18 protein-coding genes, 3 rRNA genes and 1 riboswitch are annotated in these 26336 nt (G+C 67.7%); of the genes, 16 read left to right on the top strand and 5 right to left on the bottom strand.

Annotated features, from left to right (window positions below; translation table 11 throughout):
- The first annotated feature begins 12 nt into the window (after window positions 1–12).
- Window positions 13–903: a hypothetical protein gene (locus AB5J54_RS07190; protein WP_369143058.1), complete on the top strand. Its 891-nt coding sequence runs from the start codon at window positions 13–15 to the stop codon at window positions 901–903.
- A gap of 70 nt (window positions 904–973) precedes the next feature.
- On the opposite strand, the gene ptsP is transcribed toward AB5J54_RS07190, so the two are convergent.
- Window positions 974–2644 (bottom strand): phosphoenolpyruvate--protein phosphotransferase, encoded by a 1671-nt coding sequence (gene ptsP, locus AB5J54_RS07185; protein ID WP_369143057.1) that lies wholly within the window; start codon window positions 2642–2644, stop codon window positions 974–976.
- A gap of 81 nt (window positions 2645–2725) precedes the next feature.
- A complete protein-coding gene (locus AB5J54_RS07180) occupies window positions 2726–3175 on the bottom strand; it encodes a PTS glucose transporter subunit IIA (protein ID WP_369143055.1) in 450 nt (149 codons plus the stop codon).
- A 662-nt stretch (window positions 3176–3837) separates the two neighbouring features.
- Between AB5J54_RS07180 and AB5J54_RS07175 the strand changes: the two genes are divergently transcribed.
- From AB5J54_RS07175 to AB5J54_RS07115, 13 genes are all read left to right on the top strand, one after another.
- A 16S ribosomal RNA gene (locus AB5J54_RS07175) occupies window positions 3838–5363 on the top strand.
- A gap of 284 nt (window positions 5364–5647) precedes the next feature.
- A 23S ribosomal RNA gene (locus AB5J54_RS07170) occupies window positions 5648–8766 on the top strand.
- A gap of 82 nt (window positions 8767–8848) precedes the next feature.
- Window positions 8849–8965 (top strand): 5S ribosomal RNA (gene rrf, locus AB5J54_RS07165).
- The 16S, 23S and 5S rRNA genes sit together here, the layout of an rRNA operon.
- Window positions 8966–9114: 149 nt before the next feature.
- Window positions 9115–9723, top strand: coding sequence for a CDP-alcohol phosphatidyltransferase family protein (locus AB5J54_RS07160; RefSeq protein ID WP_116162104.1), 609 nt, complete (start codon window positions 9115–9117; stop codon window positions 9721–9723).
- 116 nt (window positions 9724–9839) lie between these two features.
- The gene (locus AB5J54_RS07155) at window positions 9840–12335 is read left to right on the top strand and encodes a sugar phosphate nucleotidyltransferase (RefSeq protein WP_369143054.1); all 2496 of its coding nucleotides are present in this window, start codon (window positions 9840–9842) and stop codon (window positions 12333–12335) included.
- 100 nt (window positions 12336–12435) lie between these two features.
- Complete coding sequence (locus AB5J54_RS07150) at window positions 12436–13365, top strand: DUF881 domain-containing protein (protein WP_369143053.1); 930 nt, start codon at window positions 12436–12438, stop codon at window positions 13363–13365.
- Complete coding sequence (locus tag AB5J54_RS07145) at window positions 13362–13694, top strand: small basic family protein (protein WP_015032176.1); 333 nt, start codon at window positions 13362–13364, stop codon at window positions 13692–13694. The genes AB5J54_RS07150 and AB5J54_RS07145 overlap by 4 nt, the downstream gene beginning before the upstream one ends.
- Window positions 13691–14680 (top strand): DUF881 domain-containing protein, encoded by a 990-nt coding sequence (locus AB5J54_RS07140; RefSeq protein WP_369143052.1) that lies wholly within the window; start codon window positions 13691–13693, stop codon window positions 14678–14680. The genes AB5J54_RS07145 and AB5J54_RS07140 overlap by 4 nt, the downstream gene beginning before the upstream one ends.
- 81 nt (window positions 14681–14761) lie before the next feature.
- Complete coding sequence (locus AB5J54_RS07135) at window positions 14762–15703, top strand: FHA domain-containing protein (RefSeq protein ID WP_369149245.1); 942 nt, start codon at window positions 14762–14764, stop codon at window positions 15701–15703.
- Window positions 15704–15734: 31 nt separating this feature from the next.
- The gene (locus AB5J54_RS07130; RefSeq protein ID WP_369143051.1) at window positions 15735–16478 is read left to right on the top strand and encodes a MerR family transcriptional regulator; all 744 of its coding nucleotides are present in this window, start codon (window positions 15735–15737) and stop codon (window positions 16476–16478) included.
- A gap of 125 nt (window positions 16479–16603) precedes the next feature.
- The gene (locus tag AB5J54_RS07125; RefSeq protein WP_030686418.1) at window positions 16604–17077 is read left to right on the top strand and encodes a bifunctional nuclease family protein; all 474 of its coding nucleotides are present in this window, start codon (window positions 16604–16606) and stop codon (window positions 17075–17077) included.
- Between the two features lie 192 nt (window positions 17078–17269).
- Window positions 17270–17887 (top strand): MerR family transcriptional regulator, encoded by a 618-nt coding sequence (locus tag AB5J54_RS07120; protein ID WP_369143050.1) that lies wholly within the window; start codon window positions 17270–17272, stop codon window positions 17885–17887.
- Between the two features lie 94 nt (window positions 17888–17981).
- Complete coding sequence (locus AB5J54_RS07115) at window positions 17982–19340, top strand: DNA polymerase IV (protein ID WP_369143049.1); 1359 nt, start codon at window positions 17982–17984, stop codon at window positions 19338–19340.
- A 55-nt stretch (window positions 19341–19395) separates the two neighbouring features.
- On the opposite strand, the gene AB5J54_RS07110 is transcribed toward AB5J54_RS07115, so the two are convergent.
- On the bottom strand, window positions 19396–19770 hold the full coding sequence (locus AB5J54_RS07110; protein WP_369143048.1) for a PRC-barrel domain-containing protein: 375 nt from the start codon (window positions 19768–19770) through the stop codon (window positions 19396–19398).
- Between the two features lie 113 nt (window positions 19771–19883).
- Window positions 19884–19983: riboswitch (glycine riboswitch) on the top strand.
- Window positions 19984–20163: 180 nt separating this feature from the next.
- On the opposite strand from AB5J54_RS07110, the gene gcvP reads away from it, so the two are divergent.
- A complete protein-coding gene (gene gcvP, locus AB5J54_RS07105; protein ID WP_369143047.1) occupies window positions 20164–23049 on the top strand; it encodes an aminomethyl-transferring glycine dehydrogenase in 2886 nt (961 codons plus the stop codon).
- An 82-nt stretch (window positions 23050–23131) separates the two neighbouring features.
- Here the strand turns inward: gcvP and AB5J54_RS07100 are convergent, their stop codons facing one another.
- Window positions 23132–23338 carry a DUF5999 family protein gene (locus tag AB5J54_RS07100; RefSeq protein WP_017238438.1) on the bottom strand — a complete coding sequence of 69 codons (207 nt, stop codon included), beginning with the start codon at window positions 23336–23338 and terminating at the stop codon, window positions 23132–23134.
- Between the two features lie 331 nt (window positions 23339–23669).
- Window positions 23670–24260, bottom strand: coding sequence for a hypothetical protein (locus tag AB5J54_RS07095; protein WP_369143046.1), 591 nt, complete (start codon window positions 24258–24260; stop codon window positions 23670–23672).
- 480 nt (window positions 24261–24740) lie between these two features.
- Between AB5J54_RS07095 and AB5J54_RS07090 the strand changes: the two genes are divergently transcribed.
- Complete coding sequence (locus tag AB5J54_RS07090) at window positions 24741–26240, top strand: glutamate--cysteine ligase (RefSeq protein ID WP_369143045.1); 1500 nt, start codon at window positions 24741–24743, stop codon at window positions 26238–26240.
- The last annotated feature ends 96 nt before the right edge of the window (window positions 26241–26336 follow it).

Here is a 26336-nt window from a genome sequence, read left to right as displayed (position 1 = left end):
CCAGGGGGACACATGAACCGCACCGGCACCACCACAGCACAGCTTCGCCGCGCCCTGCGCCGCGAAGTCCCCAGCACCGTCGGACTCCTCGCCGACGAGCAGGACTTCGCCGCCATGCGCCAGTACGAGACCTTCGCCTTCGACGACCACGCCACCTACCTGCGGCAGATCGAGGCCCTCCTCAGGACCCTCGCCGGCCAGGGCGGGCACACCACCGTCACCCTCTTCGACCCCGAGGAGTACGCGGCCTGGTGCGCCGGGACCGGCACCGACCCCGACCACCCCACGAGCCGCAGCCGCTTCACCGCCCACCTGGCCACCACCGGCGCCCGCGTCACCTACACCGGCCAGCCCCTCACCACCCTCCTCCCCGAGCTCGTCGACACCGCCGTCCGACAGGCCACCTGGGAGTACGCCACCACCGTCCTCGCCACCGCCGGAGACTGCGCCGACTGCGGCCAGGACATCGGCAAAGCCGCCTACACGCGGGCGGGCCGACTTCTCGTACGACTCCTCGAAGCCGCCGGACCGGGCACCCACCACCTCGTCTGCAGCGTCCAGGCCGCCGACGACCAGCTCCTCGCCGTCCTCCACACCCACGGCACCACACCCACCGACGACGCCACAGGACCCGAGTTCACCGCCGTACTCGCCGCCGGCATCGCCCTCGCGGCACCCGGCGGCGTCGTCCTGCGCACCACCACCCCCGGCGCCCCCGACCGACTGCACGGCTGGCGCCTCGCGCACAGCACCCTGGTCCCCCTCACCGAGGCCGAGGTCTTCGCCGCCTACTGCACCGACGCCCGCACCGGCGAACCCCTGCCACCCGAGCCGGGCGTCGACTACCGCGCCGGCCACCCCCTCGCCCCCGACCCCGACGACGACTGGACCACCCACCACTGACCCCGCACACGACGGAGGGGCTCCCCGCCACCAAGTGACGGGAAGCCCCTCCATCGACCACCTCAGGGGATCACTCCCCGGACAGCACCGCCTGCGCGGCGATCCGCGCCTCGTGCGCCGTGTCCGCGGCACGCGCCGCGGCCGCGGCCCGCTCGCACTGCGCCAGCGTGTACTTCGCGAGCGTCGCCCGCACGTACGGAATCGATGCCGCACCCATGGAAAGGGAGGTGACACCCAGACCCGTCAGCACACACGCGAGCAGCGGATCCGAAGCGGCCTCGCCACAGACACCACAGCTCTTGCCCTCGGCCTTGGCCGCCTCGGCGGACAGCGCCACCAGGTCGAGCAGCGCCGGCTGCCACGGATCCTGGAGCCGCGACACCGCACCGACCTGACGGTCGGCCGCGAAGGTGTACTGCGCCAGGTCGTTGGTGCCCAGCGACAGGAACTCGACCTCCTGAAGGATCGAGCGCGCCCGCAGCGCCGCCGAGGGAATCTCGACCATCGCACCGAACTTCGCCCGCAGACCCGCCTCACGGCACGCGTCGGCGAACGCCTTCGCATCCGTACGGTCGGCCACCATCGGAGCCATGACCTCGAGGTACACCGGCAGCCCCTCGGCCGCCTTCGCCAGCGCGGTCAGCTGCGTCCGCAGCACCTCCGGGTGGTCGAGCAGCGACCGCAGACCCCGCACACCGAGCGCCGGGTTCGGCTCGTCCACCGGCGTCAGGAAGTCCAGCGGCTTGTCGGCACCCGCGTCGAGCACCCGCACGACCACACGGCCCTCGGGGAACGCCTCCAGCACCTTGCGGTACGCCTCGACCTGCTTCTCCTCCGACGGCGCCTTCTTGCTGTCGTCCAGGAAGAGGAACTCCGTACGGAACAGACCGACACCCTCGGCACCGGCCTCCACCGCCGCCGGCACGTCCGCCGGACCACCGACGTTCGCGAGCAGCGGCACCTTGTGACCGTCGGAGGTCGCACCCGGACCGCTGGACGTCGCCAGCGCCGCCTTGCGCTCCGCGGCCGCCTTCGTCAGCGAGGCCTTCTTCTCCTCGCTCGGATCCACGAAGAGCTCACCGGTCGAACCGTCGACCGCGATGAGCGTGCCCTCGGCCAGCTCACCCGCGCCCGGCAGCGCCACGATGGCCGGCACACCCAGCGCCCGCGCGAGGATCGCGCTGTGACTGGTCGGACCGCCCTCCTCCGTCACGAACCCCAGCACGAGCGCCGGGTCGAGCAGCGCCGTGTCGGCGGGCGCCAGATCCCGCGCGATCAGCACGTACGGCTCGTCACTGTCCGGCACGCCGGGCATGGGCACACCGAGCAGCCGAGCGACGATCCGGTTCCGCACGTCGTCCAGGTCCGCGACCCGGCCCGCCATGTACTCGCCGGCACCGGCGAGCAGCTCGCGGTAGTGCGAGAACGCGTCGTAGATACCGCGCTCGGCCGTGCTGCCGACCGCGATCCGGCGGTCGACGTCGGCGATGAGCTCCGGGTCCTGGGCGATCATCGCCTGGGCCTCCAGCACCGCCTGGGCCTCACCGCCGGCCAGATTGCCCCGGGCAATCAGGTCCGCGGCCACAGCCTCCACGGCCTGACGGGCGCGCCCCTGTTCGCGCTCCGCCTCGTCCGCGGGGATCTGCTTGGCCGGCGGCTCCAGGACCGCGGTACCCATGTGCCGGACCTCGCCGATCGCCACTCCGTGGCTGACGCCGACGCCTCGCAGCGTTGTCTCCATCTCACCCGTCTCCGATTGAGCGACGGCCCCGGCCGTCGCGTTGAATGTCGAACTCGCGGTCGTCACGAAGGACGGACCGGTTCAGCTCCAGCCGAAGAGCACGTCGTCGGCCTTCACATCGCCGTCCTCGACGACATCGGAGAGCGAGTCCGCGGTGGCCTCAAGGGCCACGACGGGACAGATGGGGGACTTGCCGGCGGCCTCGACCTCGGCGGGGTTCCAACGGACGACGGCCTGCCCGCGCGCCACCCGGTCACCCTTGTTGACGAGCAGCTCGAAGCCCTGCCCGTTGAGCTGAACGGTGTCGATGCCGAGATGGGTCAGCACACCGTGTCCCTCGTCGTCCACGACGACGAAGGCGTGCGGGTGCATGGAGACGATGACCCCGTCGAGAGGGGAGACGGCCTCCGAGACCTCACGTACGGGATCGATGGCGGTACCGGGACCGACCATCGCACCGGAGAAGACCGGGTCGGGAACTGCGGCGAGACCGATGGCGCGTCCAGCAAGCGGCGACGTCACGGTTGTCATGGGAAGCCTCCCAGGGGCGGAGATTGTGTTGCGCCGTCACTACCTGTCCTGGACGGCGTACTGTTCTGAAGCGTATGTCATAGGAAGTCCCGGTTCCGCACGAGACGTACCCGTTGTGCGGAGCCAGGTACTACCGGAACGATTTGCCTCTACTGACGGTGGGATGTACTGTCGTACTCCTGCCTGACCCCAACGCGGCCTTGAGTCGCGGGTCGGCAGCACCTATCAAGCCAGATCCTAACCCCAGTGGTCTACACCTCTGCATGCTCGCAGGGGATGTGGTCAGGGGGACCGAGAAAGCCTGGTAATGTTCAACCCCGCCGGGAACGGAAAACGCGAAAAGCGAATTCCAATCCCAGCACCCCGCTCCAGCGGGTGGCAGAAACGGAAATCGGATCTGCTAAGCTGGAAAACGAAGGAAGCGCCCGGAGGGCCTGGAAACAGGAACGAAGGAAGCGTCCGCACCTTGAGAACTCAACAGCGTGCCAAAAATCAACGCCAGATTAGTTGATACCCCGTCCATCTTCGGATGGTCGAGGTTCCTTTGAAAAAGTCCACCCCTCGGGGTGGCGCACTACAGCGAGGACGCTGTGGACGGTCGGCCATATTCCGGCATGACTGTCCCGCTCAACGCGAGTGTCTGACCCGATTACGGGTAAACATTCACGGAGAGTTTGATCCTGGCTCAGGACGAACGCTGGCGGCGTGCTTAACACATGCAAGTCGAACGATGAAGCCCTTCGGGGTGGATTAGTGGCGAACGGGTGAGTAACACGTGGGCAATCTGCCCTTCACTCTGGGACAAGCCCTGGAAACGGGGTCTAATACCGGATACGACTGCGGGAGGCATCTCCTGCGGTGGAAAGCTCCGGCGGTGAAGGATGAGCCCGCGGCCTATCAGCTTGTTGGTGGGGTAATGGCCTACCAAGGCGACGACGGGTAGCCGGCCTGAGAGGGCGACCGGCCACACTGGGACTGAGACACGGCCCAGACTCCTACGGGAGGCAGCAGTGGGGAATATTGCACAATGGGCGAAAGCCTGATGCAGCGACGCCGCGTGAGGGATGACGGCCTTCGGGTTGTAAACCTCTTTCAGCAGGGAAGAAGCGAAAGTGACGGTACCTGCAGAAGAAGCGCCGGCTAACTACGTGCCAGCAGCCGCGGTAATACGTAGGGCGCAAGCGTTGTCCGGAATTATTGGGCGTAAAGAGCTCGTAGGCGGCTTGTCACGTCGGGTGTGAAAGCCCGGGGCTTAACCCCGGGTCTGCATCCGATACGGGCAGGCTAGAGTGTGGTAGGGGAGATCGGAATTCCTGGTGTAGCGGTGAAATGCGCAGATATCAGGAGGAACACCGGTGGCGAAGGCGGATCTCTGGGCCATTACTGACGCTGAGGAGCGAAAGCGTGGGGAGCGAACAGGATTAGATACCCTGGTAGTCCACGCCGTAAACGTTGGGAACTAGGTGTTGGCGACATTCCACGTCGTCGGTGCCGCAGCTAACGCATTAAGTTCCCCGCCTGGGGAGTACGGCCGCAAGGCTAAAACTCAAAGGAATTGACGGGGGCCCGCACAAGCAGCGGAGCATGTGGCTTAATTCGACGCAACGCGAAGAACCTTACCAAGGCTTGACATATACCGGAAAGCATTAGAGATAGTGCCCCCCTTGTGGTCGGTATACAGGTGGTGCATGGCTGTCGTCAGCTCGTGTCGTGAGATGTTGGGTTAAGTCCCGCAACGAGCGCAACCCTTGTCCTGTGTTGCCAGCATGCCCTTCGGGGTGATGGGGACTCACAGGAGACCGCCGGGGTCAACTCGGAGGAAGGTGGGGACGACGTCAAGTCATCATGCCCCTTATGTCTTGGGCTGCACACGTGCTACAATGGCCGGTACAAAGAGCTGCGATGCCGTGAGGCGGAGCGAATCTCAAAAAGCCGGTCTCAGTTCGGATTGGGGTCTGCAACTCGACCCCATGAAGTCGGAGTTGCTAGTAATCGCAGATCAGCATTGCTGCGGTGAATACGTTCCCGGGCCTTGTACACACCGCCCGTCACGTCACGAAAGTCGGTAACACCCGAAGCCGGTGGCCCAACCCCTTGTGGGAGGGAGCTGTCGAAGGTGGGACTGGCGATTGGGACGAAGTCGTAACAAGGTAGCCGTACCGGAAGGTGCGGCTGGATCACCTCCTTTCTAAGGAGCACAGTACCGATTGCAGGCAAACGTTCTGCACGGTCAGCTCATGGGTGGAACGTTGATTAGTTGGCACACTCGGATGTCTCCTTCACAAGTACTGCTTCGGCGTGGAACGTGACGAGAGTTCTGAAGAGTGTGCTTGGCACGTTGTTGGGTGTCTGAGGGTACGGCCGTAAGGTCATGCCTTCGAGGATGCCGGCCCCGGTAAAGCACCGCTTAGGTGGTGTGTGACGGGTGGCTGGTCGTTGTTTGAGAACTACACAGTGGACGCGAGCATCTGTGGCCAAGTTTTTAAGGGCGCACGGTGGATGCCTTGGCACCAGGAACCGATGAAGGACGTGGGAGGCCACGATAGTCCCCGGGGAGCCGTCAACCAGGCTTTGATCCGGGGGTTTCCGAATGGGGAAACCCGGCAGTCGTCATGGGCTGTCACCCATGCCTGAACACATAGGGCATGTGGAGGGAACGAGGGGAAGTGAAACATCTCAGTACCCTCAGGAAGAGAAAACAACCGTGATTCCGGGAGTAGTGGCGAGCGAAACCGGATGAGGCCAAACCGTATGCGTGTGATACCCGGCAGGGGTTGCGCATGCGGGGTTGTGGGATCTCTCTTTCACAGTCTGCCGGCTGTGAGACGAGTCAGAAACCGTATGGATAGGCGAAGGACATGCGAAAGGTCCGGCGTAGAGGGTAAGACCCCCGTAGCTGAAATCTGTACGGCTCGTTTGAGAGACACCCAAGTAGCACGGGGCCCGAGAAATCCCGTGTGAATCTGGCGGGACCACCCGCTAAGCCTAAATATTCCCTGGTGACCGATAGCGGATAGTACCGTGAGGGAATGGTGAAAAGTACCGCGGGAGCGGAGTGAAATAGTACCTGAAACCGTGTGCCTACAAGCCGTGGGAGCGTCGGATACAGCTTGCTGTATCTCGTGACTGCGTGCCTTTTGAAGAATGAGCCTGCGAGTTTGCGGTGTGTTGCGAGGTTAACCCGTGTGGGGAAGCCGTAGCGAAAGCGAGTCCGAATAGGGCGATTCAGTAGCACGCTCAAGACCCGAAGCGGAGTGATCTAGCCATGGGCAGGTTGAAGCGGAGGTAAGACTTCGTGGAGGACCGAACCCACCAGGGTTGAAAACCTGGGGGATGACCTGTGGTTAGGGGTGAAAGGCCAATCAAACTCCGTGATAGCTGGTTCTCCCCGAAATGCATTTAGGTGCAGCGTCGTGTGTTTCTTGCCGGAGGTAGAGCACTGGATAGGCGATGGGCCCTACCGGGTTACTGACCTTAGCCAAACTCCGAATGCCGGTAAGTGAGAGCGCGGCAGTGAGACTGTGGGGGATAAGCTCCATGGTCGAGAGGGAAACAGCCCAGAGCATCGACTAAGGCCCCTAAGCGTACGCTAAGTGGGAAAGGATGTGGAGTCGCAGAGACAACCAGGAGGTTGGCTTAGAAGCAGCCACCCTTGAAAGAGTGCGTAATAGCTCACTGGTCAAGTGATTCCGCGCCGACAATGTAGCGGGGCTCAAGCGTACCGCCGAAGTCGTGTCATTGCAGCATGAGGGCCAACGCCCGCTGTGATGGGTAGGGGAGCGTCGTGTGCCGGGTGAAGCAGCCGCGGAAGCGAGTTGTGGACGGTTCACGAGTGAGAATGCAGGCATGAGTAGCGATACACACGTGAGAAACGTGTGCGCCGATTGACTAAGGGTTCCTGGGTCAAGCTGATCTGCCCAGGGTAAGTCGGGACCTAAGGCGAGGCCGACAGGCGTAGTCGATGGACAACCGGTTGATATTCCGGTACCCGCTTTGAAACGCCCAATATCGAGCCCATTAATGCTAAGGCCGTGAAGCCGTTCCGGACCCTTCGGGGAAAGGAAAGTGGTGGAGCCGTCGACCCAAGGTGGTAGTAGGTAAGCGATGGGGTGACGCAGGAAGGTAGTCCAGCCCGGGCGGTGGTTGTCCCGGGGTAAGGGTGTAGGGCGTGTGATAGGCAAATCCGTCACACATTAAGCCTGAGACCTGATGCCGAGCCGATTGTGGTGAAGTGGATGATCCTATGCTGTCGAGAAAAGCCTCTAGCGAGTTTCATGGCGGCCCGTACCCTAAACCGACTCAGGTGGTCAGGTAGAGAATACCGAGGCGTTCGGGTGAACTATGGTTAAGGAACTCGGCAAAATGCCCCCGTAACTTCGGGAGAAGGGGGGCCACGCCTGGTGATCGGATTTACTCCGTGAGCTGGGGGTGGCCGCAGAGACCAGCGAGAAGCGACTGTTTACTAAAAACACAGGTCCGTGCGAAGCCGTAAGGCGATGTATACGGACTGACGCCTGCCCGGTGCTGGAACGTTAAGGGGACCGGTTAGCTCTGTTTCGACAGGGCGAAGCTGAGAACTTAAGCGCCAGTAAACGGCGGTGGTAACTATAACCATCCTAAGGTAGCGAAATTCCTTGTCGGGTAAGTTCCGACCTGCACGAATGGCGTAACGACTTCTCGACTGTCTCAACCATAGGCCCGGTGAAATTGCACTACGAGTAAAGATGCTCGTTTCGCGCAGCAGGACGGAAAGACCCCGGGACCTTTACTACAGTTTGATATTGGTGTTCGGTTCGGCTTGTGTAGGATAGGTGGGAGACTTTGAAGCCGTGACGCCAGTCATGGTGGAGTCGCCGTTGAAATACCACTCTGGTCGTGCTGGATGTCTAACCTCGGTCCGTGATCCGGATCAGGGACAGTGTCTGATGGGTAGTTTAACTGGGGCGGTTGCCTCCCAAAGGGTAACGGAGGCGCCCAAAGGTTCCCTCAGCCTGGTTGGCAATCAGGTGTTGAGTGTAAGTGCACAAGGGAGCTTGACTGTGAGACCGACGGGTCGAGCAGGGACGAAAGTCGGGACTAGTGATCCGGCGGTGGCTTGTGGAAGCGCCGTCGCTCAACGGATAAAAGGTACCCCGGGGATAACAGGCTGATCTTCCCCAAGAGTCCATATCGACGGGATGGTTTGGCACCTCGATGTCGGCTCGTCGCATCCTGGGGCTGGAGTCGGTCCCAAGGGTTGGGCTGTTCGCCCATTAAAGCGGTACGCGAGCTGGGTTTAGAACGTCGTGAGACAGTTCGGTCCCTATCCGCTGTGCGCGTAGGAATATTGAGAAGGGCTGTCCCTAGTACGAGAGGACCGGGACGGACGAACCTCTGGTGTGCCAGTTGTCCTGCCAAGGGCATGGCTGGTTGGCTACGTTCGGGAGGGATAACCGCTGAAAGCATCTAAGCGGGAAGCCTGCTTCGAGATGAGTATTCCCACCTCCTTGAGAGGGTAAGGCTCCCAGTAGACGACTGGGTTGATAGGCCGGATGTGGAAGCCCAGTAATGGGTGGAGCTGACCGGTACTAATAGGCCGAGGGCTTGTCCTCAGTTGCTCGCGTCCACTGTGTTAGTTCTGAAGCAACGAACACGCCCCCTGCGGGGTGCGGCGGTTCGTAAACTTCATAGAGTTTCGGTGGTCATAGCGTTAGGGAAACGCCCGGTTACATTCCGAACCCGGAAGCTAAGCCTTTCAGCGCCGATGGTACTGCAGGGGGGACCCTGTGGGAGAGTAGGACGCCGCCGAACAATCATTAGCCTCAACCCCTGGACATCGTCCGGGGGTTGAGGCTTTTTTGCGTTCTGCTGCCGGGCGGTGCCCCCTGTGCGCGGCGGTGTTGTGGCTGAGGGTAAGGTCGTGGGGCATCGTCCGTACGTTCCCAGCAGGAGGCCCCCGGGTGGAGGTCCAGGAGACTCGCGTTCAGACCGACCGGGTCCTCACCATCCCCAATATCCTGAGCATGGCTCGGCTCGTGGGTGTGCCACTCTTCCTGTGGCTGATTCTCCGACCTGTGTTCGGCGGTCCCAACAGCGATGGCTGGGCCCTGCTCGTGCTGATGCTCAGCGGCGTCAGCGACTATCTCGACGGGAAGCTCGCCCGGCGCTGGAACCAGATCAGCAACCTGGGCCGGCTCCTCGACCCGGCCGCCGACCGGCTGTACATCGTCTCCACGCTCATCGGGCTGACCTGGCGCGAGATCCTGCCGCTCTGGCTGACCGCCGCGCTTTTCGCCCGCGAGCTGATGCTGCTCGTGATGGTGGGAATCCTCCGCCGGCACGGGTATCCGCCGCCGCAGGTGAACTTCCTCGGGAAAGCTGCCACTTTCAACTTGATGTACGCCTTCCCGCTGCTGCTTCTCAGTGACGGAACGGGCTGGCTTTCGTCACTCGCTGAAGTTTTCGGGTGGGCCTTCGCAGGATGGGGTACAACTCTGTATTGGTGGGCAGGGATCCTCTACGTGGTCCAGGTCCGTCGACTCGTGAAGGCGGATACCGCGGCCGATTGAGCCCGTCTGTCCTGTGTCGAGCAGCGTCGCCGGCAACAACGAGGACGTCAGAGGGCCCCTGAGCAGACAGGTGAAGTCGGCAGGACCGTCGTCTCTTCAAGGAGGACGCTTCCGACATGAAGGCCGTCGTGATGGCCGGTGGCGAAGGAACCCGCCTTCGCCCCATGACCTCGAGCATGCCCAAGCCTCTGCTGCCGGTGGTGAACCGGCCGATCATGGAGCACGTCCTACGACTGCTCAAGAGGCACGGTCTCAACGAGACCGTCGTCACCGTGCAGTTTCTCGCCTCTCTCGTCAGGAACTACTTCGGCGACGGAGAAGAGCTCGGGATGGAGCTCACGTATGCCAACGAGGAAAAGCCACTCGGTACAGCGGGAAGTGTGAAGAACGCCGAGGAAGCGTTGAAGGACGACGCTTTTCTCGTCATCTCGGGGGACGCGCTCACCGATTTCGACCTCTCCGATCTCATCGCCTTCCACAAGGAGAAGGGCGCCCTCGTCACGGTCTGTCTGACCCGGGTGCCCAATCCGCTGGAATTCGGGATCACGATCGTCGACGAAGAGGGAAAGGTCGAGCGCTTCCTGGAGAAACCCACCTGGGGCCAGGTCTTCTCCGACACCGTGAACACGGGCATCTACGTGATGGAGCCCGAGGTCTTCGACTACGTCGAAGCAGATGTTCCGGTCGACTGGTCGGGTGATGTCTTCCCGCAGCTCATGAAGGAGGGCAAGCCGATCTTCGGCTATGTCGCCGAGGGCTACTGGGAGGACGTCGGCACGCACGAGAGCTACGTGAAGGCCCAGGCGGACGTCCTGGAGGGCAAGGTCCAGGTCGACATCGACGGCTTCGAGATCTCGCCCGGCGTGTGGGTCGCGGAAGGAGCCGAGGTTCACCCCGAGGCGGAGTTGCGCGGGCCGCTCTACATCGGTGACTACGCCAAGGTCGAGGCCGGCGCCGAGATCCGTGAGCACACCGTCATCGGCTCGAACGTGGTCGTCAAGAGCGGCGCCTTCCTGCACAAGGCGGTCGTCCACGACAACGTCTACATCGGGCAGCAGAGCAATCTGCGCGGCTGTGTGATCGGGAAGAACACCGACATCATGCGGGCCGCCCGGATCGAGGACGGAGCCGTCATCGGGGACGAGTGCCTCGTTGGGGAAGAATCGATCGTGCAGGGCAACGTGCGCGTCTACCCCTTCAAGACGATCGAGGCCGGCGCCTTCGTCAACACCTCCGTCATCTGGGAGTCCCGCGGGCAGGCCCATCTCTTCGGGGCGCGTGGCGTCTCCGGCATCCTGAACGTGGAGATCACCCCCGAGCTGGCCGTACGGCTGGCGGGGGCGTACGCGACGACCCTGAAGAAGGGGTCGACCGTCACGACCGCGCGCGATCACTCCCGGGGAGCCCGGGCGCTGAAGCGGGCGGTGATCTCGGCGCTGCAGGCCAGCGCCATCGACGTACGGGACCTGGAGAACGTACCGCTCCCGGTGGCGCGGCAGCAGACCGCGCGGGGAAGCGCCGGCGGGATCATGGTGCGGACCTCGCCCGGCGTGCCCGACTCCGTGGACATCATGTTCTTCGACGAACGGGGAGCCGACCTCTCACAGGGCGGGCAGCGGAAGCTCGACCGGGTCTTCGCGCGCCAGGAGTACCGGCGGGCGTTCCCCGGTGAGATCGGCGACCTCTCCTTCCCGGCGAGCGTCTTCGACTCGTACACCGGCTCGCTGCTGCGGAACGTCGACACCACCGGGATCGCGGAAGCCGGACTGAAAGTCGTCGTGGACGCCTCCAACGGCAGCGCCGGGCTCGTCCTGCCCAGTCTGCTCGGGCGGCTCCAGGTCGACTCGCTGACCATCAACCCCGGTCTCGACGAGTCCCGCCCCACCGAGTCGGCGGAGAGCCGGCGGGCCGGTCTCGTACGGCTCGGGGAGATCGTGGCCTCGGCGCGGGCGGCGTTCGGCGTGCGGTTCGACCCCGTCGGCGAGCGGCTCTCGCTCGTGGACGAGCGGGGGCGGATCATCGAGGACGACCGGGCGCTCCTGGTGATGCTCGACCTCGTGGCGGCCGAGCGGCGGTCCGGGCGGGTCGCGCTGCCGGTCACCACGACCCGTATCGCCGAGCAGGTCGCCGCGTACCACGGCACTCAGGTCGAGTGGACGACCACCTCGCCCGACGACCTCACGCGGGTCGGCCGCGAGGAGTCGACGATCTTCGGCGGCGACGGGCGCGGCGGGTTCATCGTGCCCGAGTTCAGCAGTGTCTTCGACGGGGCCGCCGCCTTCGTGCGGCTGATCGGCCTGGTGGCGCGGACGCAGCTCACGCTGAGCCAGATCGATGCCCGGATCCCGCGGGCGCACGTCCTGAAGAAGGACATCGCGACCCCGTGGGCCGTGAAGGGTCTGGTGATGCGCCGGGTGGTGGAGGCGGCGGGCAGCCGGTCCGTGGACACCACCGACGGAGTCCGGGTGGTCGAGGCCGACGGGCGGTGGGTGATGGTGCTGCCCGACCCCGCCGAGGCCGTCACCCATCTGTGGGCGGAGGGCCCCGACGACGCCTCCGCGCAGGCCCTGCTCGACGAGTGGGCCGAGGTGGTCGACAGCGCAGGTCGCTGACGTACGGGGCGGTTCGGCCGGGAGGTGCCCGCGGGGTGCCTCCCGGCCGTACGGAGGGGCCATTCGGCGGTAGGCCGTGCGACGTGCGACGATGTGCGGCATGTCGCAGCAGCCCCCCGTTCGGAGCACCGGATCACCGCCGCCGCGTCCGGACGCGTCCATGTCGCTGCTGAACAACGTGATCGACCACGCGCTCGACGACGGCTACGCCGAGGCGACCGCCCGGCGCGCGGCCGAGGGCGGTGGGCTGCCCCGTAACCTGCGGGCCAAGCTGGGTGTCGCCGCGGGGCTCCTGCTCGCCGCCGCCGTCGTGACCGTCGGGGCGGCCGAGGCGCGGATCTCCGCGCCGGTCGTCGCCAAGGAGCGGCAGGACCTGATCGACCGCATCGAGAGGGAGACGTCGACCGCCGACCAGCTGGAGGAGGACGTCGAGCGGATCCGGACCGAGGTCGGGGGCCGTCAGCGGCAGGCTCTCCAGCAGCAGGGCGGCGACCAGGCCGAGCTCGTGGCGCTCCTCTCCGGGGCGACGCCCGTGCACGGCCCCGGTGTGAAGCTCGTCGTCGACGACGCCAAGGGCACCGACACCGGTGGCGGCGGACCGAGGGAGAGCAGCGGCTTCTCCGATACGGGCCGGGTCCGCGACCGGGACATGCAGCGGGTGATCAACGGGCTGTGGGAGTCGGGTGCCGAGGCCGTCGCGATCAACGGTCAGCGGCTGACATCGCTGTCGGCGATCCGGGCCGCCGGTGACGCCATACTGGTCGACAACAAGCCGCTGGTGCCGCCGTACACCGTCCTCGCGATCGGGGACGGACAGCGGCTGAGCACCGCGTTCCAGGACAGCGCCGACGGGCAGTATCTGCACGCGCTGGTGGAGAACTTCGGGATCAGGAGCAGCATCTCGGCCGAGGGCGACGTACGCCTGCCGGCCGCGCCGAGCCTGACCGTACGTACCGCAGAGCCGAGGGGGGCCGGGGTGGCGACGCCCTCCGGTCGGGCCACGGCCGACACAGGGAAGGGCACATCGTGATCGCCGTACTGGGCCTGATCGTCGGAGTCGTGGTCGGACTGTTGGTCCGCCCCGAGGTTCCGGCGGTGGTCGAGCCCTATCTCCCGATCGCCGTGGTCGCCGCCCTCGACGCGGTCTTCGGCGGCCTGCGGGCCATGCTCGACGGGATCTTCGTCGACAAGGTCTTCGTGGTCTCGTTCCTGTCCAACGTGGTCGTGGCCGCGCTGATCGTCTTCCTCGGCGACAAGCTGGGCGTCGGCGCGCAGCTGTCGACCGGTGTGGTCGTCGTGCTCGGCATCCGCATCTTCTCCAACGCGGCCGCCATCCGGCGTCACGTCTTCCGGGCGTGAGGCCGATGAGCGAGAACCCTGAGAACCCTCAGAACCCCGAGCAGCCGGAGCGGCAGCCCGAGCGGCCGGAGCAGCGGCCCGAGCTGCCTCGAAGCCCCGAGCTGCCTCGGAGCCCCGAGCCGTCCGAGAAGTCCGAGCAGCCTGGGACGTCCGAGACGCCCGATGCCGCGAAGCCCGGGCCGGTGAAGCCCGAGGCCGTGCGTTCCGAGGCGCGTGTGCCCCTCACGGCCGGGCCGCCGGCCGCTGCCGCGCCTGTCGCGGCCGAGCCGAGTGGGCGGCGGAGGCTCGCCTCCGCCCTGTGGCCGCCGCGGGTGACCCGGGCCCAACTCGTCGTCGCGCTGCTGCTGTTCGTCCTCGGCCTCGGCCTGGCCATCCAGGTCTCCTCGACGAGCGAGAACAGCGCGCTGCGCGGGGCCCGTCAGGAGGACCTCGTGCGCATCCTCGACGAACTCGACGACCGCACGCAGCGCCTGGAGGACGAGAAGGCCCGTCTGGAGAAGCAGCGCTCCGAGCTGGAGTCCAGCTCGGACCAGGCCGAGGAGGCGCGCAAGCAGACCCAGGAGAAGGAGCAGCAGCTCGGCATCCTCGCCGGCAGCGTCGCCGCCGAGGGGCCCGGCATCACCCTCACCGTGGGTGATCCCACCGGGGCGGTCGAGTCGGACATGCTGCTCGACGCCATCCAGGAGCTGCGTGCGGCGGGCGCCGAGGCGATCCAGGTCAACGGTGTCCGGGTGGTCGCGGACAGTTATTTCACCGGCAGCGGTGATGACATGCGGATCGATGGAACGAAGGTGGCCGCTCCGTACGTCTTCAAGGTCATCGGCAAGCCGGAGGATCTCGAGCCCGCGCTCAACATCCCCGGCGGTGTCGTGCAGACCCTGGAGAAGGAGCAGGCCACAGCCACGGTGGAGCGGTCGGCGAAGATCGTCGTCGACGCCTTGCGACCCGCGAAGCGGCCTGACTACGCTCAGTCGTCCTCCCAGTGAGAGGGGGACGGAGGGGGTCCCGCGACAAGGGCATGACGTTGCGGGGGGTCGGCGCACCACAACGGTGGTGCGTGGTGGAAACTGTCCGGAGGATACGGACGTTGTGAAAGTGTCCGGGTCGGCAGGTGTGAAGGATTTCGGTTCGTCCTGCCCCACGGGCGGGTCTGTTTCGGTCAAGGGGAATCGCCCGTGAAGTTGTTTGCGAAGTTGTTCGGCAAGAGCGCACGCGAGGACGGCGGCAACGCCAGGCACGCCGCGCCGCGCCACGCCCAGGGTGAGGAGCAGGGCGCCGAGCGTCCGCTCTTCCGCGACGAGGTCGACGGTCGGGGTGGTGACATTCCGGGCACACAGGGCGCGTCTTCTGTTGACCCCGCCGGTGCCGCCCGCATAGGTTTCGGAGAACCATCAACCTCAAGTACGGGTGGAGGGTTTACGTCCGACCCGTACGCGACACAGACCTCCGCGGGGCAGCCGCGGCAGGAGGATGCGTCCATGCCGGTGTGCACGAGGTGCGGTCACCGCAACACGGCCGACAGCCGCTTCTGCTCCCACTGCGGCACGCCGCTGCGGGGCGGCGTCGCCCCCGAGCGCGCGTCGGAGACGACGTCGACGATCTCCATCTCGGGCCTTGAGGCGTACGACGCGGAGGTCACCGGTCAGACCGCCCTTCCGTCGCTGTCTCCCGAGGCGCTCGCCGCCGTGGAGGCGCTGCCCTCGGGATCCGCGCTGCTCGTGGTGCGCCGGGGTCCGAACTCGGGCAGCCGGTTCCTGCTCGACGGCGAGCTGACGACCGCCGGCCGTCACCCGCAGAGCGACATCTTCCTGGACGACTTCACCGTCTCCCGGCGGCATGTCGAGTTCCGCCGGGCCCAGGACGGCAGCTTCACCGTCGCCGACGTCGGCAGCCTCAACGGCACCTACGTCAACCGTGAGCCGATCGACTCGGTCGTCCTGTCCAACGGCGACGAGGTGCAGATCGGCAAGTACCGGCTGGTCTTCTACTCGAGCCAGCGAGGCGTGTGACGCCTCGGGGAAGCCCCTTCAGGGAAGGTCCATGCTGCGAACACCGACGGGCGGTGCCGGATCCGGCACCGCCACCGCGGGCGACCGGCTGGTGAGCATCGGCACGGTGCTGAACCAGCTGCGCGATGAATTTCCCGAAGTGACGATCTCCAAGATCCGGTTCCTGGAGGCCGAGGGGCTGGTCGAGCCCCGTCGGACGGCCTCCGGATACCGGAAGTTCAGCCCGCAGGACGTGGAGCGGCTCGCCCGCATCCTGCGGATGCAGCGGGACCACTACCTTCCGCTGAAGGTCATCCGCGAGCACCTCGACGCCCTCGAACGGGGCGAGCAGATCAAGCTCCCCGCGCCCGGGCGGCGGGACCTCCTGGAGGGGGCCTGGGAGCAGGACGAGGCGGAGTCGCCGACCGTCGCGCGGCTCGGGCGGGACGAGCTGATCGCCGCCGCCGAGGTGACCGAGACCGAGCTCGTCGAGTGGGAGTCGTACGGCCTGATCGCCGAGACGGAGGGCGGCGGCTACGACGCCGAGGCCGTCACCGTCGCCAGGCTCGTCGCGGACCTGGGGAGATTCGGTCTGGAACCCCGGCACCTGCGGGCCGTCAAGGCGGCCGCCGACCGCGAGGCCGGGCTGATCGAGCAGGTGGTAGCGCCGCTGCGCCGGCACCGCAACCCGCAGACCAGGGCCCATGCGGAGGCCACCGCGAAGGAGCTCGCCGCGCAGTCGGTGCGGTTGCACGCGGCGCTCGTCCAGACGGCCCTCGGGATCCGGCTGCAGTGACGCGGTTCCGGGGACCCGGTTCCTGCCGTCCGGGGGTGCTCCGGGAGGCCTCGGAGGGCGTTCGGGGAGGGGGCCCGGAGGGGCCCGACTATCCAAACCGGTCGGGCACGTCCTAGGGTTGCTGTGTGAACGAGCTCGACGTTGTGGGTGTCCGGGTGGAAATGCCCTCCAACCAGCCGATCGTGCTCCTGCGTGAAGTGGGAGGCGATCGGTACCTCCCCATCTGGATCGGACCGGGTGAGGCGACCGCGATCGCCTTCGCCCAGCAGGGGATGGCTCCGCCGCGGCCGCTGACGCACGACCTGTTCAAGGACGTGCTGGAGGCGGTGGGGCAGGAGCTCACCGAGGTCCGCATCACGGATCTGCGTGACGGGGTCTTCTACGCCGAGCTGGTCTTCGCCAGCGGCGTCGAGGTGAGCGCGCGACCGTCCGACGCGATAGCCCTGGCCCTCCGGACCGGAACGCCGATCTTCGGCAGTGACGGTGTCCTGGACGACGCCGGCATCGCGATTCCGGACGAGCAGGAGGACGAGGTGGAGAAGTTCCGCGAGTTCCTCGACCAGATCTCACCGGAGGACTTCGGGAGCAGCAGCCAGTGAGGCGGAGCGGTGCGGCCGGAGGCCGTTCGCGGGGTGCCGTCAGAGCATTCGAGTAGCCTTTCCCCGGAGAGGGACACGCGAAACCACTCTCAGGGTGATTATCACTCGGCGTGCCGAGTGTGGCGATCGTTGACGCACCCCGAGTGACTGCCTACCTTCGTGTGGGCAGGTCAAGGACGGAGGGTCGGCGTGATGAGCAGCGCGGACGGTACGGCAGGGAGCTCGCCCGGACGCGTGTCCGGGGAGAGCGGTCCGTATCCGCTTCACGGCAGTGTGGGCGACTTCGGGACGGACACCGGTGCCGGCGTCGCCGACGCGGCGATCGGCTACCGCGGACCGACGGCCTGCGCGGCCGCCGGGATCACCTATCGCCAGCTGGACTACTGGGCGCGCACCGGACTCGTGGAGCCGAGCGTGCGGCCCGCGTACGGGTCGGGGACGCAGCGGCTGTACAGCTTCCGCGACGTCGTCGTACTGAAGATCGTCAAGCGGTTCCTCGACACCGGGGTCGCCCTCCAGAACATCCGGGCCGCGGTGCAGCACCTGCGCGCCCGGGGCTTCCGGGACCTGGAGCGGATGACGCTCATGAGCGACGGGGCGACCGTGTACGAGTGCTCCTCGCCCGACGAGGTCGTCGACCTCCTCCAGGGCGGGCAGGGCGTCTTCGGCATCGCCGTCGGGGTCGTCTGGCGCGACGTCGAGGCCGCGCTCTCGCAGCTCCACGGGGAGCGGGTCGACACCGGCGAGACGCTGGTCGGGCACAACCCGGGCGACGAGCTGGCGCGGCGGCGGCGCGACAAGGCGGTCTGACGGCCGGATTGTGTCGAGGTGCGGGGCTGCCCGTTCCGGAGGCGCCTGGTGGGCCTCGGGGGCGTTGTCAGTGGCGTAGGGCAGCATCGGACGTGTGAGAGCCGCGCCCACCATCCTGCATCTCGACATGGATGCCTTCTTCGCCGCCGCCGAGCAGGCGTCGAAGCCCAGTCTGCGCGGAAAGCCCGTGGTCGTCGGCGGCCTCGGGCCCCGGGGCGTGGTCGCCACCGCCTCCTACGAGGCCCGTCGCTTCGGGGTGCACTCGGCCATGCCGATGGGGCAGGCGCGACGGCTCGCGCCGAACGCCGCGTATCTCGTGCCGCGCTTCGCCTTCTACCGCTCCATCAGCGAGCAGGTCATGGAGCTGCTCGGGCGGCTCTCGCCGCTCGTCGAGCCCCTCAGCCTCGACGAGGCCTTCGTCGACCTCGAAGCCGGCGGTGTCGCCGACGACAGCGCGAGCGCGCGGGCCGTGGGGGAGCGGCTGCGGGCCGACATCCTCGCGACGACCGGGCTCACCGGGTCCGTGGGGCTGGCCGGGTCCAAGATGATCGCGAAGATCGCCTCCGAGGAGGCCAAACCGGACGGGCTGGTCCTCATCGAGCCCGGCACCGAGCGGGAGCTGCTCGGGCCGCGATCGGTGCGGATCCTGCCCGGGGTCGGGCCGGCCACCGGGGAGCACCTGCGGCGCGCCGGGATGACCACCGTCTCCGATCTCGCGGAGGCGGGCGAGGACGAGCTCGTACGGCTCCTGGGACGGGCGCACGGGGCGTCCCTGTACCGGATGGCCCAGGGGTACGACGATCGGGCCGTGGTGGCCGAGCGGGACGCCAAGTCGGTGTCGGTCGAGGACACCTTCGACGTGGACCTCCACGACCGCGTACGGATCCGGATCGAGGTCGAACGGCTCGCGGAGCGGTGCGTGGGGCGGCTGCGGGCCTCCGGGCACTCGGGGCGGACCATCGTCCTGAAGGTGCGGCGCTACGACTTCTCGACGCTCACCCGGTCCGAGACGCTGCGGGGGCCGACGGACGACCCGGGCGTCGTACGGGAGGCCGCGGGGCGGCTCCTGGAGGCGGTGGACACGACCGGGGGCGTGCGGTTGCTGGGGGTCGGGGTGAGCGGGCTCGCGGACTACACGCAGGAGGACCTGTTCGCTCAGGCCGGGGCCTCCGAGCGGCCGGCGGACGAAGCCGGGCCCGAGGTGGCCGAAGAGGTGGAGGCGGCGCCCTCCGCCGAGGCGGAGAGCGTCGAGCGGGTGTGGGCGCCCGGGCACGACGTACGGCACGCCGTGTACGGGGCCGGGTGGGTCCAGGGCAGCGGGGTGGGGCGGGTCACGGTGCGGTTCGAGGATCCGTGGTCCGGGCCCGGGCGGGTGCGGACGTTCTCCGTGGACGATCCGGAGCTGGAGCCCTCGGAGCCGTTGCCGCTGGTGCGCGGGGACGCGGCGGCGTGACCCGCACCGGCCGTGCGGTGCGGGCCCTTCCGCGGCTGCCTCGTGCGTGGGGCCCTCAGGGGCCGTCCTGGCCCGCCAGGCGGCCGAAGTCCTTGTCCGGGGCGTCCGGGGGCGGGGGCGGGAGGGCCAGGCTGTAGTGGCGGTAGAGCTGGAGCTCCTGCTCCGGCGACAGGTGGCGGCCCACCCCGAAGTCCGGGGCGTCCTTGATGAGAGCCCTCTCGTACGGGATGTGGAGGCCGTCGTCGAGCAGCGCGCTCGGCTCCAGGGGGACGAAGGCGTCCCTGCTGAACAGGCCCGTGCGGACCGCGGCCCACTCCGGGATGCCGGTCGCGTCGTCCAGGTACACCTCGTCCACGGTTCCGATCTTGTGTCCGTTCCGGTCGAACGCCTTGCGGCCGATCAGGCTGCGCGGATCGATATCGGTCTGCACGGTCCCTCCAACTGGTCGCAACTGCTCTACACCCCTACGAAAGTGCACATCTGGGATGTCGGCCACTTGAGCGATGGAAGCCGCAACCTCGCTGGTAGGCTGGTTGTGGCTGTCGACCCTGTGCGGGAGAGTCCCCCGGAGAAACCTTCCGGTGGGCGCCGAAGGAGCAAATCCTCCCCGGAATCTCTCAGGCCCCTGTACCGCGCGGACGAGGTCACTCTGGAAAGCAGAGCGGAATGTCCGACGGCATTCCGCTCTCACCGACGGTGAAAGCCGGCGGGCCGCGAGGCGTGCCGGTGAAACTCTCAGGTTGAGATGACAGAGGGGGAGGCCGTCCGGGTACCCGCGCCGTGGTGCCCCTCGCAGGTCGTGACGACCAGGAGGCCTCCGTACATGACCGCCAACCGCACTCCGCTCTCCGAGCTCGAACAGGGCATCCCGTTCGAGCAGCGGCACATCGGGCCCGACGCCGAGGCTCGGGCCAAGATGCTCGCCCAGGTCGGTTACGGCTCGCTCGACGAGCTCACGGCCGCCGCGGTGCCGGACGTCATCAAGAACGCCGAGGCGCTGGGCCTGCCGGCCGCGCGCACCGAGGCCGAGGTGCTCGCCGAGCTGCGCACGCTCGCCGACCGCAACCAGGTCCTCGCCCCGATGATCGGTCTCGGCTACTACGGGACCTTCACGCCGCCCGTCATTCTCCGGAATGTCATGGAGAACCCGGCCTGGTACACGGCCTACACGCCGTACCAGCCCGAGATCTCGCAGGGGCGCCTTGAGGCCCTGCTCAACTTCCAGACCATGGTCGCCGACCTCACCGGTCTGCCCACCTCCGGCGCCTCCCTCCTCGACGAGGGCACCGCCGCCGCCGAGGCCATGGCCCTCTCCCGCCGAGTCGGCAAGGTCAAGAACGGGGTCTTCCTCGTCGACGCCGACGCGCTGCCGCAGACCATCGCCGTCATCGAGACCCGTGCCGAGCCGACCGGTGTCGAGGTCGTCGTCGCCGATCTGAGCGACGGCATTCCCGCCGACGTCGCCGAGCGCGGTGTCTTCGGTGTGCTCGTCCAGTACCCCGGTGCCTCCGGCGCCGTCCGCGACATCAAGCCGCTGATCGACGCCGCCCACGAGCTCGGCGCGATCGTCACCGTCGCCGCCGACCTGCTCGCGCTCACCCTGCTCACCTCGCCCGGCGAGCTCGGCGCCGACATCGCCGTCGGCACCACCCAGCGCTTCGGCGTCCCCATGGGCTTCGGTGGCCCGCACGCCGGCTACATGGCCGTCCAGGACAAGCACGCCCGCTCCCTCCCCGGCCGCCTCGTGGGCGTCTCCGTCGACGCCGACGGCAACCGCGCCTACCGTCTGGCCCTGCAGACCCGCGAGCAGCACATCCGCCGCGAGAAGGCCACCAGCAACATCTGTACCGCTCAGGTGCTGCTCGCCGTCATGGCCGGCATGTACGCCGTCTACCACGGTCCGGACGGCCTGAAGCAGATCGCCGAGCGCACGCACCGATACGCCGCCCTCCTCGCGGCCGGTCTCACCGCCGGTGGGGTCGAGGTCGTGCACGGCTCGTACTTCGACACCCTCACCGTCCGCGTGCCCGGCAAGGCCGACGAGGTCGTCGCCGCCGCCCGCGAGGCCGGGGTGAACCTCTACCGCGTCGACGCCGACCTCGTGTCGATCTCCTGCGACGAGACCACCGGGCGCGAGCAGCTCGCCGCCGTCTGGGGTGCCTTCGGTGTCACGGCCGACGTCGAGGCCCTCGACGCCGCCACCGAGGACACGCTGCCCGCCGGTCTGCTGCGCTCCGACGCGTACCTGACCCACCCGGTCTTCCACGCGCACCGCTCCGAGACCTCGATGCTGCGCTACCTGCGCAAGCTCGCGGACCGCGACTACGCGCTCGACCGCGGCATGATCCCGCTCGGCTCCTGCACCATGAAGCTGAACGCGACCACCGAGATGGAGCCGGTGACCTGGCCCGAGTTCGGCCAGATCCACCCCTTCGCGCCGATCGACCAGGCCGCCGGATACGTCACGCTCATCGACGAGCTCGAGGAGCGCCTCGCCGAGGTCACCGGCTACGACAAGGTGTCCATCCAGCCCAACGCCGGTTCGCAGGGTGAGCTGGCCGGTCTGCTCGCCGTCCGCGCCTACCACCGCGCCAACGGCGACGAGCAGCGCACGGTCTGCCTCATCCCGTCCTCCGCGCACGGCACCAACGCCGCCTCCGCGGTCATGGCCGGCATGAAGGTCGTCGTCGTCAAGACCGCCGACGACGGTGAGGTCGACGTCGAGGACCTGCGCGCCAAGATCGCCCAGTACCGCGACGAGCTGTCCGTGCTGATGATCACCTACCCGTCCACGCACGGCGTCTTCGAGGAGCACGTCGCCGACATCTGCGCCGAGGTCCACGAGGCCGGCGGCCAGGTGTACGTCGACGGTGCCAACCTCAACGCGCTGGTCGGTCTGGCCAAGCCGGGTCACTTCGGCGGCGACGTCTCGCACCTGAACCTGCACAAGACCTTCTGCATCCCGCACGGCGGCGGCGGCCCCGGCGTCGGCCCGGTCGGCGTCCGCGCCCACCTCGCCCCGTACCTGCCGAACCACCCGCTCCAGCCCACCGCGGGCCCGGAGACCGGTGTCGGTCCGATCTCGGCCGCCCCGTGGGGCTCCGCCGGCATCCTGCCGATCTCCTGGTCGTACGTGCGCCTCATGGGCGGCGAGGGCCTCAAGCGCGCCACCCAGGTGGCCGTGCTGGCGGCGAACTACATCGCCAAGCGCCTGGAGCCGCACTTCCCGGTGCTCTACACCGGTCCGAACGGGCTGGTCGCGCACGAGTGCATCGTGGACATCCGTCCGCTGGCCAAGGCCACCGGCGTCAGCGTCGACGACATCGCGAAGCGCCTCATCGACTACGGCTTCCACGCGCCGACGATGTCCTTCCCGGTGGCCGGCACGCTGATGATCGAGCCGACCGAGTCCGAGGACCTGACCGAGCTCGACCGCTTCTGCGACACGATGATCGCGATCCGCGCCGAGATCGAGAAGGTCGCCTCGGGCGTGTGGCCCGCCGACGACAACCCGCTGCACAACGCCCCGCACACCGCGGCCGCGCTGGGCGGCGAGTGGAACCACCCGTACACCCGCGACGAGGCGGTCTTCCCGGCCGGTGTCTCGGCCGCCGACAAGTACTGGCCGCCGGTGCGCCGCATCGACGGTGCCTTCGGCGACCGGAACCTGGTCTGCTCCTGCCCGCCGCTGGACGAGTACGACAACTGAGCACGCGTCGAGGGCCGGTTCGGAGGATCTCCTCCGGGCCGGCCCTCGGCGTTTCCCTCGTACGGTGTCCTGCCGCCCGAGTTCAGGCGGCGGTCGTCACCTGTCCCGCCGTCAGCGGCCGGTGCGGGGCGATGATCTGCCCGTCCGGCAGCAGTTCACCGGTGTCCTCGAAGAGCAGGACACCGTTGCACAGCAGGCTCCAGCCCTGCTCCGGGTGGTGTGCCATCAGTCGGGCCGCCTCCCGGTCGGCGGAGTCGGCGGTGGGACAGGCAGGCTGATGCTGGCACATGGGTGGGTTCTTTCGCTGCGTCGTGGTGGATGTCCTGCGGCTCTGTGCGCTCATGGCCGCCCCCGTCGGTCGGTTCGGTTCCGGTCCCCAGTCTTGCCCCACGGACGGTCTTCCGCAGGTATTTCGCGGCAGCTCGTCCTCTCCTGGGAAGACGCATCACCCGCAGGGGCGGTTCAGGTCAACTGCACCGTCTCTTCGGGTGGTTCGGAGTGGTCCCAGCGGGCTAGTCCGTACGGGAGGGGCGTTCGGGAGGCGCGTTCGGGCGCACGGCTCGGACAGGAGTGCGCCCCATGACCCGGGCGGGTCACGGGGCGGCGACGCGTGGGTTCGATCAGGCGGGCGCCGGCGAGCCCAGGAGGGGCGGCGGCGCGAGTCGCGTACTGAGCACGGGCAGGAGATCGGCGACCTGGTACGGGCGGTGGGCCGCGATCCCCGGGGGTGCGGGGGCCAGCGGCACCATCAGATCGGCCGCGGCCGGGGCGACGGTGGTGCCGTCCGCCTCCGGTCCGGCCTGCAGCCAGAGCGTCAGCATGTAGAGCTCCGGTACGGACAGCAGCCGTGGCCGGTAGGTGACCGGCAGGGCCTCGGCCTGGAGCAGGGCCCGTTCCGTGGCGGAGACGTACGGACCTTCGAAGAAGTGCGAGAAGGCCCAGCCGTCGGGGGTGAGCATGGTGTCCGCGGCGGCGATCGCCCGGTCCCCGCTCCGGATCAGGAAGCGCCAGCCGGCGAGCCGGGTGCGGGGTGCGAGCCCCGGTGCTCCGGTGACGCCGAGGACGTGCACGGGCAGCGGGTGTTCGGGGCTCAGCGGTCCCTGTGCGGCCCGCAGTGCGGGAGTTCGCGGCGCGCTGACGGCGGTCGGTGAGCCGAGAGCCGCGAGGACACTGCGGAGAGCCGGCGCAGGGGCCGGGGAGGGTCGGAGCATGGTGGGTCGCCTCTCACTCAGGAGACACGGTGATGCGTGGGCAGGTACGACGGCGCTGTCGGCGGCGGGGCCAGAGAGGGGCCATGAGGCCATGGCCGGGCGCCAACACTCTGCCTCGTCCGCGGAGTTTATACGACACGTGTTCACACAGTGTTTCCGCTAGACCTCGCGGATATTCCTGACAAGGCGTCATCAGGCCTTAATCGCGGGGAGTTGAAGCGGAATCACGAGGACGATACCGCTCTCACCTGCGCATTCCCCGCGAAGGCGGACGGCTGAATTCCGACCCGGGATCCAAGGACAATATGACATTGGTATATGTCGCGTGTTCCATGCCTTCGGGATGTGCCGGTGGAGCGCTCCGTCCAGCCTATCCTCCGACAGGCCGGTTCCGCAGGCGTTGTGGATCAGCGGGGTGGGCATCATCGTCCGTGACGCGCGGCCGTCCCGGCGGCCGCCCACTCGGGGAGGGACGCTTCGATGGGGCAGAAGGTCGTGGCCGACGGGTTCGGCCCGTCCGACCGGCAGCAGTACCGCAGAAAACTCCAGCAGTGTCTCGCGGGGCTCGCGAGGCTGTTGGCGGAGAAGCGGTTCGACCGGCCCCGCAATCTCATGGGCGTGGAGATCGAACTCAATCTCGCCGGCACCGACGGGCTGCCCAGGATGCTGAACGGGCCGGTTCTCGAAAAGATCGCCAGTGCCGATTTCCAGACGGAACTCGGAATGTTCAACCTCGAAGTGAACATCGCGCCCCACCAGCTCCACGGGCGCGTATTCGACCGTCTCGCGGAAGAGATCGGAACCGGCATCGGATATGCCGACCGCAAGGCCGCGGAACTCGACGCGGGCGTCGTCATGATCGGCATACTCCCCACGCTCGCCCAGCGCGACCTGGTCCCCGAGAACCTCTCGGACAACGACCGCTACACGCTTCTCAACGACCAGATACTCGCCGCCCGCGGCGAGGACTTCACCCTCGACATCCACGGCGTCGAACGCCTCCTGTGCACCTCCGAGTCGATCGTGCCCGAGGCGGCCTGCACCTCGGTGCAGCTGCACCTCCAGGTGACACCGGCCCGGTTCGCCGCCGTGTGGAACGCCGCGCAGGCCGTGTCCGGCGTCCAGATCGCGCTCGGCGCCAACGCGCCCTTCGTCTTCGGCCGCGAGCTGTGGCGCGAGTCCCGGCCGCCGCTCTTCATGCAGGCCACCGACACCCGGCCGCCCGAGCTGCAGTCCCAGGGCGTACGGCCGCGCACCTGGTTCGGGGAGCGGTGGGTGGACTCGGTGTACGACCTCTTCGAGGAGAACGTCCGCTACTTCCCCGCCCTGCTGCCGCTCTGCGACGAGGAGGACCCGCTGCTCGTCCTCGACCGGGGCGAGGTCCCGCGCCTCCAGGAGCTGGTCCTGCACAACGGCACCGTCTACCGCTGGAACAGGCCGGTGTACGGCTGGGTCGACGGGGTCCCGCACCTGCGGGTCGAGAACCGGGTGCTGCCGGCGGGGCCGACCGTGACCGACGTCATCGCGAACGCGGCCTTCTACTACGGCCTCGTCCGCTCGCTCGCCGACGACCCCCGGCCGGTGTGGAAGCGGATGACCTTCCAGGACGCCGAGGCCAACTTCGACACCGCCTGCCGCCACGGCATCGAGGCGGAGCTGCGCTGGCCCCGCTCGGGGCGGGCCGGCGGCATCGCGACCCTGCCGGCCGTACGCCTCGTCCTCGACGAACTGCTGCCGCTCGCCGCCGCCGGGCTCGACGCCTGGCACATCGAGCCCGCCGACCGGGACTTCTACCTCGGGGTGATCGAGCAGCGCTGTCTGCGGAAGGTGAACGGCGCCTCCTGGCAGGCCGACACCTTCCACCGGGCCCTGGACTCGGGCCTCGACCGGGAAGCGGCCCTCGCGGCGACGACCCGGCGGTACCGGACGCTCATGCTCGCGGGCGAGCCGGTGCACACCTGGCCGGTGGGGATCGGCTGACCTCCTCCCCGTCCGCCTCCATGGGCGATCATGTCCAGGTGGTCCCGGTCGGCCGGGGCCGCCGGAACGGCATGGGCCCGCGACGGGGACGGAGAC

This window comes from Streptomyces sp. R44, assembly GCF_041053105.1.
Classification (GTDB): domain Bacteria; phylum Actinomycetota; class Actinomycetes; order Streptomycetales; family Streptomycetaceae; genus Streptomyces.
Note: the sequence above shows the minus strand (reverse complement) of the source record. Positions and strands in the feature narration are given on the sequence as shown.